Genomic DNA, 10,475 nt, shown 5'->3' with positions numbered 1-10,475 from the left:
TCTCCAACATCTTCCTTTACCAATCGGTGGTTTTTTCCCTGAACCTTGGCCTACCCTGACTCCACAACTCCGTGTTTCTCAAATCACCCTCTCTACTGCCTGATTTTTAATTCCCTACCCTTGAAAGGGAGTGGGGAGTGGGGAGACAGGGGAGATGAAGAGAAAGGGCAAATTTTTAACAGCCGCGTAAACGGGTTTTCTCGTAATACAAGGGAATTAATTTTTGTGATTTTTGCGGTTGGGTATGCTGATGCTGTGTGGACATCGGTTGGATAATTTCTGCTTGAGTAACACCGAAAACCGTGTGTACAGATTTTTCTGGCATGGTTAGCAAATTCTGTGCTACTTGTAGGGTACACATATCAGTATTACAAAATTGCTGTTGATAGTTAATTTTTGCTTGAATTTGGTGAATTAATCCTAACCCAGCAAACTGGATGACACGCTCTACAAAGTCTGGGCGGTGTTCTAAAATAGCGGGAAAGGCGTTGAGATAAGCTTGAATTAAAGTTAATAATGAAGGTTGAATCGCTTCTAGTGGGATAATGGCTAACTGTAAGGATTCTTCTAATTCCAGTGTGACATCGACAACTAAGCTAGAAAGCCAAATTTTTAAATAACTGGCAATTAAAGTACCTAAATCAAATGCGGGATCTCCCCAAGCGCAGGCTTCCCAGTCGATGAGGCGCACTAAGCAGTTATCTAATTTATCCCAACGGGAATGTAGCAAAATATTGTTTAACGTCAAATCGTTGTGAGTTAAACAGCAAGGTTTCCACTCGTAAGCTAAATCTGCGATCGCAGATTCTAAACTCTCATCACGCTGATAAACAGTATAAAATTGCAATGCTGATTTCGGCACTGCACCAAAAATATTTGGTGTCAGTGATTCTATACCCTGCGCTGGGTTGTAAAAGTTATAGCGATACTGTCCTTGTGGCGCTGTAGCCATAAAATCACGATATTCGCGGCGTTGGAAAGTCGCGCGATGCAAAGCTGCAATTGTCGTCCCAATAGCAATGGCGATTTCTGTCGGAAAGCTATGGTGATGTTGATAAAAGCTACTTAATTCTAGATATTCACTTAAATAATTGCGGACAAGGACAGAATTTTCCTCGTCGTAATGTACTACTAATGATGCGATCGCTGCAATATTACCTAAAACTGGAAACTGCTTGAGTAATTGATGAAATAGCCATTCATTAAAAAACTCATGCAGGTTTCCCACATTTTCCTGATGATGTTCTTGTTTAACTAGTAGTTGTCGATTATTTCCCAGAGTCACTAGTAAATTGAAATTCTTTTTGCTACTTCCTGGCAACTGAGATAAGTCTAAATTGCCATCTTCTAAGCTACACAAGCCTGCTGCGTGCAGATACTGGGTAACATTTTGAGAAGATAATGGTAATAACATATTTGATTTCCTATTTCGTAAAAGTGCTGAGATAATCAATTACTTATTTTCAGGATTATTGTTACTTGAGGAATTTAAGTAGATAACTACAAATATCTAAATATCGATTATTCTTTCTTCTCCACTAATATCTTATTTCTGATACTTAGAACTGCCAAAATGGCATTAATAACTTTATTTTTGCTTTAAATATTACTATTTTTACTATCAAATCTTTAAAATCATAATATACATTGACAAAAATTACTAGACTTGTTTATTACTTAGTTTATGGCATTGATATTTTCTGATTCAACAAAAATATAAAAAGTAATCTAAATTACTTATTGCTAATTTATTTTGACTATAACAGCGTTAAAATCATTAACCTCAAGCATGTAAAATTGAGACAAAAGTCTTTCTATAAAAGGATTTCAGTCTTGGTTTCATTTGGCTACCACATATCTTTTGAGTTAATTTAAATATCAGCATAAATATTCAGTAACAGCAAAAACATGATTTATTAGTTGCCTAATGATCAAAGGACAACTAAAACTTATGAATTGTATGACTCATCAATCCACAGCAATAATTGAAGACTTATCCAAAAATAACTCTCTCAAGATGGATATTAATGAAAAATTAGGATGCAAAACTAATTCAGGATGTTGATTATGCCTGAAATTAGTTGGAAATACTATATGCAGAATTTACCAAAGTGATATGTAAAAATTCACGAGTCAGAATTCAGACATCAGAATATGGTGCTGAATAATTATTTCTGACTTCTGACTCTTGGTTACTGAATTTTTACTTGAATATGAACGCACAAACCCCGGTTGCTGAATGGGTAAGCTCTCGACTATACCCAAAACTGTTAAAATCACATGCAATCTTATTTTTATTTATCACTGGTGAATCAGCAAAACCGGATACTTTGGCAAAAGGATGATGACTTTTTTCCAGCCAAATATTAGTCATTATTTATGACATTCAGCAACAAGCTAAGTTTTTAACAATACTTACTTTTACTTTGAGGTGGCTGCTAACCAAGAGAGTAAATCAGCCATACCGGTAAAATCTAACAATGCTACGCCCAAATTTTCTAATTGTTCTAGGGAGAGAGTTTCCACTTGTTCGCGCACATCTTGAGATAATTCTCCCACACGACGAGTTAGTTGACGCAGAACAAGCGATCGCTCTCCTGCGGTTCTTCCTCTTTGCTCTCCTTCTTCTATAATTTCTCGGTAAACTCGTGTTTCCTTGAGTGTAATTCCTAGCATTGCTTCTACCTCTGTGCGACTTAGTTGCTCAAACTTGTACACCATAATTGTTGTGACTAACTCAATTATGGCGCGACTGGTGGTTTCTGGTTGCTCAGTTGCTGAACGCTCTACCAAATATCTGGCTTCGGAGGGTGCAATTTCTTCATCTATCGTTGTCAACACCATCAATGCTACCCAAATTGGTAAAGCACGAATATCTCCCAATTAAAGGGAACAGGGAACAGGGAACAGGAAGTGTAAAAGTATTTGTAGCGATCGCCACAGCTATACAATAATATAAATGTACTAATTCAGTAGACTCATCTATATGTTATTTAACCACCAGTTGATGCACCATCAACACCAGCGCCAGCGCCCCTAAAACAATCATCAGTCCCGCAGGCATAAATTTGCGTGTCTTGGCAAACCTCAAAGCAAACACAACCACCAAAACCCCAGCTACAAAAGCGGCTAAAGTTAAACCCCAAGGTTGTCCTTGCAAGTGCCAGTAAGCAAATAAAATCAGTAACAAACCACTAACACCACCACTCAAAAGTGAAACCAGACTACGCGCTTGCACGTAGCCAATAATTCCACCAACAATTGCGAAGATACCGTAGGCAAAAGCAGCAATTATACCTAAATTCATTGTTAAAACCTATGTAGATTTTGACTTTACAGCCAAGGTCGGCAGACAATTTACCATAGCTATTTAGCTATTTCACCTAGTTGATTGATGGATATTCTCGCAATGCCAACGGCAAGTACTTCGTCCTATGTCCAGGTGCAATTCCTCCAACGTCAAGCAGCATCTCTTTTACTTTACCAATCTGTCCTTCAGAGCGAAGCCGCGATCGCCTTTCTGGAACTGTTGCAAGCAATACGTTACACTGATGCCGATGGCAGGAGTTGTCTGCAAGCCTATGGCAATTACTTCCACGCCTTAGCCGCAAGCAATCAAAATTGGGAAGACCATTTAATTTCCCAAATACTCCTGGCGGAAAACCCCTTTAGCCGACTGGCGCAGCAACAAGATTTTGAGGAATTACCCCCGGCTTTAATTGCAGCCGCTAAACATGATTTACACATCTTACAAAGTCTTTACGAATGCAGCACAGCTTCTCTCAGCGAGTGGGTACAAGCTGTAACTCATTTGCCAGTTTCGCCTGTTGTTTGGTATCAAGAACACAATCATAGCAGCAACCAAACCCTGCATTTGCCAGATTGGGAAAATTGGGCTGATGCGGTGGAAGAATTAGCCGCTTATTATCAAAAATTTGGCGTAGGTTTATTTGCTGAGTATCGCGCCTTGCGTTGGCAAGATGGGCAGTTTGTTGGTATTCCTTATCCTGACCCCATTAAGTTAACTACACTGGTGGGTTACGAATGGCAGCGAGATGCTTTGCTGAAAAATACAGAGTTTTTACTAGCGGGTGAAACAGCATTGCATGTATTACTTTATGGTAGTCGCGGTTCGGGGAAATCTTCTTTAGTCAAATCTTTGTTGAATGAGTATAGCGATCGCAACCTACGTCTACTAGAAGTTGGCAAATCTGATTTACATGATTTACCAAAAATTGTCGAACAGTTACGCGGGTTGCCACAAAAATTTATCATTTTTGTCGATGACCTCTCCTTTGAGGAAGATGACGACGCTTTTAAAGCTCTTAAAGTAGTTTTAGAAGGTAACTTAACAGCACGACCACAAAATGTAGTTGTCTACGCTACCTCTAACCGCCGTCACTTAATTCGAGAGTATTTCGCAGATAGACCTTCTCCCAAGGATAATGAAGAAATCCATGCTGGGGATACGATGCAAGAGAAGTTATCATTTAGCGATCGCTTTGGTTTGACATTAACCTTTGAGCCAGCAAATCAAAATACTTATTTAACAATTATTCGTCATTTAGCGTCACAAGCCAAAATTAATCTCAGTCCAGAAGATTTAGAATATCAAGCATTACAGTGGGCAACCCGTCATAATGGCCGTTCTGGACGCACAGCACGACAATTCATTGACTTTCTAAAAGCAGATTTATCTCTCTTTGGTACAACTAATAATAAATCTGATCCTCAGCCCCAATCTTAATTACGAATTCATACCAGCAATATGCAAGCAGTAATGGTCAGTAATCGATTTCTTCTAGGTGTAGTTGCCTTCAGTGTAAGTTTTGGGCTTAGTCTGGTTCCAAATTGGAATTTTGGTCAAGCTTTCCTAACAGGCATAATTACTGTCCTTGCTACCTATACAGCAGCATTATTTGTCGATAAGCGCCGGAGACATCATGAACTACTGGTGTTAACTACCTTACGTAAACGCATCAAAGAGCAAGAATCTTTAAAAAATCGCATTTATCGAGAAATCAAACAAATCGAAGAACATCACAACTTGTTATACGCCGAGACTCAAAAACTCCAAAATCAAATTGCCGAATCTCGCAATCAAAGAGATAGTCTACATAGAGAATTGAGTAATTTTGCCGGACAAAAAAAGCAATTGGAAGCTGAGACTAATAACCTTAAAAATACTATTCAAACACTAGAGAAAACTAATACAGAACTTAGTAACATTTGTACTAACCTCTCAGCCGAAAAACGCCGCCTAGAGTTACATAGTAATGTTTCTCATGCTGAAATTGCCCAGTTACAAACTCAACTTAATGAACTGCGCCAAGACAAGCAAGAGATTGAGAGTAACTTAACTTTACTAGGTAGACTCAAACCGCAGCTAGAAGAAAAAATGTATGAACTCAGATTAGAAATTCAAGAGCTAGAAAATAGTGTTAATCAGCAAAATCAATTATTGGCAGATATCACCACAGAAAAGAACAAAATCACCAATAGTTTAACTGAATTGCATCAACAAAAAATTGATAAACAATCAGAGATAGAGCAGTTAAACAGTCAAATTTTAATCTTACAAGGAGAACGAGATTTATTACAAAGTCAAATTTGGGACTTACTGCAACAAACAGAAACGCTAAATTTAGAACCTATACCAATAAATCTCTCCCTAGAAGATGAACCCGAATTATTTCCATTTGCTGATTTAATTGCACCTTCAGAAGATCCCAGTGAAGACTTACCAGAAGAATGGACTAATTTGTTAGAAAAATTACCAGGTCATGAAATTGAAGTATTAAAAGCAATATTACAAGCAGATAACCCCAAAACAACAATTAAACAAATTGCGGAAGCAAATATTACTATGCCTAATCTCTTAATTGATTCTATTAATGACAGGGCAAATGATACAATTGGGGAATTAATCATCGAACCAGGAGAAGACAATCCTGAAGTTTATTCAGAACATCTGCACAATGTCCGCAAAATGATTGCTATGTACGAAGACTTGATGAGCAGGCAAGCATCATCAAATTAAATTACTTGTTATCGTAGAATTATTATTGGGTGAAATCTAAAATCTAGTGAAGTACATGGCAAAGCTCAAAATCTCGAAGAAAATTTCCACTGCTTTAATTAATTCCCTGGGTGCGGGAGTAGTACCAAGACTAGGAGTTGAACATATAGCAGTCGGTCGAGAACAAGAACTTAAAAGCCTCATACAAAATCTAGATGACATTGCAGAAGGTGTAGCAGCATTTCGCTTTATTATTGGTAACTATGGTTCAGGTAAAAGCTTTCTTCTACAAATGATTCGCAACCGTGCTATGGAGCAAGGTTTTGTAGTAGCTGATGCTGATTTATCTTATGAACGCCGCCTCGCAGGTAGTAATAATGAAGGTTTAGCGACTTATAGAGAATTAATGAGTCACCTTTCTACCAAAACCCGTCCTGATGGTGGTGCTTTAGTTTCAATTTTAGAAGGCTGGATTAATAAAATCCAACAAGAAGTAGTTAAAGAAACTAATATGCGTCCAACGGACGAAGGTTTTGATGACCAAGTAGAAGCCAAAATCAGAGAAGTTGTGCAGTATATTGAAGATTTAGTTCACGGTTTTGATTTTGGCAATGTGATTATTGCTTATTGGCGTGGTTATCGATTAGATGATGATAATTTAAAAAATGCAGCTTTGCGGTGGTTGCGGGGGGAATTCAGCACCAAAATTGAAGCTAGGTCTGCTTTGGGTGTGCGGGTAATTATTGATGATGAAAGTTGGTACGACTACGTTAAATTATTAGCTAAATTTGTGGCTGAAATTGGTTATAAAGGTTTATTAGTATTATTAGATGAAGCGGTAAATTTGTACCAAATATCCACCACAGTTACCCGCGAGAAGAACTATAACAGACTATTGGCAATGTTTAACGATACCATGCAATGCAAAGCCGAACATCTGGGGATTTTTATTGGTGGTACTACCAAGTTTTTAGAAGACCAAAACCGGGGACTGTTTGCTGACCAAGCTTGGCGCAGACGTACCAAAGAAAGTCGCTTTGCTACCCAAGCGAATGTTCAGGAATTTTTAGGGCCAGTTATTCGGTTAAATCCCTTGAGTGAGACGGAAATTTGTACACTTCTACAACGCCTGAAAGAAATTCATGTAACCCACTATGGCTATGATAAAACGTTGAGCGATCGCAACTTACACGAATTCTTACAAGAAATCGTTAGCCGCTTAGGCGCTGAAGCCTTACTCACCCCCGGCGAAATCATCCGCGACTTTATTAGCGTGCTGAATATCTTACATCAAAATCCAAAAATGGCATTCAGCGAATTAGTTCATGGTTCTCAATTCAAACCTACAACCGTTGGTAAAAATGCAGCTATCGATGAAGATGACGCAGCAGAATTTAGTTTGTAATTAAAGCTAGAAGGGGATACTAAAAAATATATTTTAGACAGTATACTATTGGCACAATTATTTTTTGTTTCCCGCATAGACGCGCAAGCGGCTTCCCGCAGGGTAAGAAACGAAGTTATAAGATTTTGAGAGAGTCTTTGCGTAAATCCTAATTTCAACAGAGTGGGTGTTCTGTGCTAAAAGATAGTATTATTTTCAGCCTGAACACTCAACATGACTAATGCCTTTAACCGACTTGCACCCTTCATTCAAGAATATATCTACCATCACAATTGGACTGAATTACGACCAGTGCAAATTGCTGCTTGTGAAGTGATTTTTGACACTGATGCTCACTTGTTAGTAGCAGCAGCCACGGCGGCGGGAAAAACAGAAGCAGCATTTCTACCAGTTTTAACTGTATTACATAATCACCCTACTAATACAATCGGTGCATTATATATCGGCCCGATTAAAGCGTTGATTAACGACCAATTTGAACGCCTTAATGGACTACTTAAAACAGCCGATATTCCTGTTTATCACTGGCATGGTGATGTGGCTCAAAGTCGCAAAAATCAGCTTTTAAAAAATCCCCAAGGTATTCTCCAAATTACGCCAGAATCTTTGGAGAGTTTATTAATAAATAAACATCATGATTTAGTGCGCTTGTTTGGAGATTTAAAATTTGTCATTATTGATGAAATTCATGCTTTTATGGGTTCGGAACGCGGTTGTCAGGTTATTTGTCAATTGCAGCGTTTAGCCAATGCAATTCAATCACAACCCCGACGCATTGGTTTATCAGCTACCCTTGGCGATTATTCAATGGCGGAAGAATGGCTGCGTTCAGGAACTGATAAACAAGTAATTACTCCTAAAATTGAAGCTGGTAAACGTCAAATTAAACTGGCTGTCGAACATTTTTATCTTCGTGATGATATTAATTCATCTGAAATATATGATAATTATCTTTTTAATCTTAGCCAAAATAAAAAATGTCTTATCTTTGCGAATAATCGCACTCAAACTGAATCTGTAATTGCTTCTTTGCGGCAAATTGCACAAGAACAGGCACAACCAGATATTTATCATGTCCATCACGGGAGTATCTCGGCCAGTTTGCGCCAAGCTGCGGAAAAAGCTATGCAAGAACCCCATCATCCTGCTGTGACTGCGGCAACACTCACTTTAGAATTAGGTATAGATATCGGTAATTTAGAGCGAGTCATTCAGTTAGAATCACCTTTATCTGTAGCTAGTTTTTTACAAAGATTAGGACGGGTTGGGAGAAGAGGTGCAACTGCGGATATGCGCTTTGTTTGTGCTGAAGATGAACCATTATCGGAAGCATATCTTCCTGAGCAAATTCCCTGGCAACTTTTACAGTGTATCGCCATTATTCAATTGTATTTAGAAGAACGCTGGATTGAGCCGATAAAGCCACCAAAATATCCTTTGAGTTTGCTTTATCATCAGACAATGAGTATTTTATTAGCGGCGGGAAAATTATCCCCGGCAAGTTTAGCTAAACAAGTTTTAAACATGCCACCTTTTGTAGCAATTTCTCCAGCAGATTTGAAATTATTATTACGGTATTTAATTGATATTGGTCATATTCAACAAACTGAGCAAGGTAAATTAATCATCGGCTTGACTGGAGAAAAGATAGTCGGAAGATTTCAATTTTATGCTGTGTTTGCTGATAATCAAGAATATACTGTGAAGCAAGGCACAACAGAAATTGGTAGTATTGTGACACCGCCACCTGTGGGGAATCAATTTGGTTTAGCTGGTCGCACTTGGGAAGTTGTAGAAGTTGATTTTAAAAGAAAGTTAGTTTTAGCTAAACAAGTAGATGGTAAGGCAACGGTTTATTGGCGTGGTGGTGGCGGTACTATTCATACTAAAATTTTACAACGGATGCGACAGGTTTTAATAGAAGATGTTGAATATAGCTATTTACAAAAAAATGCTCAACAACGGCTAAAAACAGTTAGAGAATTATTTCAGTCTGCGGGATTAGCAAAATCAAATATATTGCAATTAGAAAAAAATAAATGCTGTATTTTCCCTTGGATGGGAACAGTAGCTTATCGCACTTTAGAAAGATTGCTGAATGCTTTTTGCCGAGAATCTTTAGAAATTAGTAGTATAGGGGGAATGAACCCTTATTATATGATTTTGAAATTAGGCAAAGGTAAGCTGAAATCTCTACAAACAGAAATTGCTTCGTTGTGTGAGCAAAGAATTTCCGCCGAAGATTTAGTAAGTACAGCCGAAGCTCCAGAAATGCAAAAATATGACGAGTTTATACCCCATGCTTTATTACGCAAAGCTTTTGCTGATGATTATTTAGATATAGAAGAACTCAGACAGCAAGTTGCTCTTTGGCAAGTTACGGAATGCGATCGCACTTAAGATAGATGTTTTTTAAATCAAACGATTCAGATGTCGGACTGTAAAACATTAAATATGCTCTTTTAGCCATAAATCAAGCTCTGACTTCTGCTAGAGGAATCTTTACCTTTGTTACAGATAGTCTTGATATGTCTTGGATAAAGTTGATTGGTTCCAAAATTAGGTTAGATTTAGCTCAATTTCATCACTAACTTATATTTAAAGTCAGCCAATTAACTCCAAAAACCTCAAGATAATGGAGTACAATCCGGTCATGATAAACTTAATTTCTCAGGTATTTTCTCGCATTAATTCTCTGCTGAATCAATTTCAGGTAAAGCGGTTTTTAGCCGTAGTGCTAGTAGGATTTTTAGTCCTGACAACCAACGCTAATATTGAGCGTGGTAACACCAAAGCTGTCACTAGAGAGCTTGATAGAGTTGTACATCAAGATAAGGCTGATAGACCAAAAACTACTGGTGAGTGGAACAGAGAAGCTCGTCAAACAGAAGATGAGCCTGGTAAACGCACTCAAAGAATTGCGAAAGAATCAGCAGAAGCGGTTAAACAATGGGGTTCAGTTTATCCCGATACAGCTAAACGCAGCGCCAATAGTGTAGACGAAAATACAAGATAGTTATTGAATAAGGGTTTAGGCGTATAAGGGTTTAA

The 10,475-nt window shown here is 38.1% G+C and carries 7 protein-coding genes and 1 pseudogene; 5 read left to right on the top strand and 3 right to left on the bottom strand.

The annotated features are described in order from the left end of the window. Positions 1–175: 175 nt before the first annotated feature. The 3 genes and pseudogenes from H6G75_RS27895 to H6G75_RS27885 form a co-directional block, all read right to left on the bottom strand. The gene (locus tag H6G75_RS27895; RefSeq protein WP_190983151.1) at positions 176–1,414 is read right to left on the bottom strand and encodes a phosphotransferase family protein; all 1,239 of its coding nucleotides are present in this window, start codon (positions 1,412–1,414) and stop codon (positions 176–178) included. 1,007 nt (positions 1,415–2,421) lie between these two features. Further along, positions 2,422–2,883, bottom strand: a pseudogene (locus H6G75_RS27890) (DUF4351 domain-containing protein); the annotation flags it as partial. A gap of 106 nt (positions 2,884–2,989) precedes the next feature. After that, positions 2,990–3,307 (bottom strand): TMEM14 family protein, encoded by a 318-nt coding sequence (locus H6G75_RS27885; RefSeq protein WP_190983150.1) that lies wholly within the window; start codon positions 3,305–3,307, stop codon positions 2,990–2,992. A gap of 87 nt (positions 3,308–3,394) precedes the next feature. On the opposite strand from H6G75_RS27885, the gene H6G75_RS27880 reads away from it, so the two are divergent. From H6G75_RS27880 to H6G75_RS27860, 5 genes are all read left to right on the top strand, one after another. After that, entirely contained in the window at positions 3,395–4,747 is a 1,353-nt protein-coding gene (locus H6G75_RS27880) for an ATP-binding protein (RefSeq protein ID WP_190983149.1), read from the top strand. Positions 4,748–4,768: 21 nt separating this feature from the next. After that, positions 4,769–6,040, top strand: a complete 1,272-nt coding sequence (locus H6G75_RS27875) for a tellurite resistance TerB C-terminal domain-containing protein (protein WP_190983148.1) — start codon at positions 4,769–4,771, stop codon at positions 6,038–6,040. A 55-nt stretch (positions 6,041–6,095) separates the two neighbouring features. Continuing rightward, on the top strand, positions 6,096–7,424 hold the full coding sequence (locus H6G75_RS27870; protein ID WP_190983147.1) for an ATP-binding protein: 1,329 nt from the start codon (positions 6,096–6,098) through the stop codon (positions 7,422–7,424). Positions 7,425–7,637: 213 nt separating this feature from the next. Then, the gene (locus H6G75_RS27865; protein ID WP_190983146.1) at positions 7,638–9,824 is read left to right on the top strand and encodes a DEAD/DEAH box helicase; all 2,187 of its coding nucleotides are present in this window, start codon (positions 7,638–7,640) and stop codon (positions 9,822–9,824) included. Positions 9,825–10,077: 253 nt separating this feature from the next. Next, the gene (locus tag H6G75_RS27860; protein ID WP_190983145.1) at positions 10,078–10,440 is read left to right on the top strand and encodes a hypothetical protein; all 363 of its coding nucleotides are present in this window, start codon (positions 10,078–10,080) and stop codon (positions 10,438–10,440) included. The last annotated feature ends 35 nt before the right edge of the window (positions 10,441–10,475 follow it).

This window comes from Nostoc sp. FACHB-280 (assembly GCF_014697615.1).
In the GTDB taxonomy this organism is placed as follows: domain Bacteria; phylum Cyanobacteriota; class Cyanobacteriia; order Cyanobacteriales; family Nostocaceae; genus Nostoc_B.
This window is presented reverse-complemented; position numbering and strand designations above follow the sequence as displayed.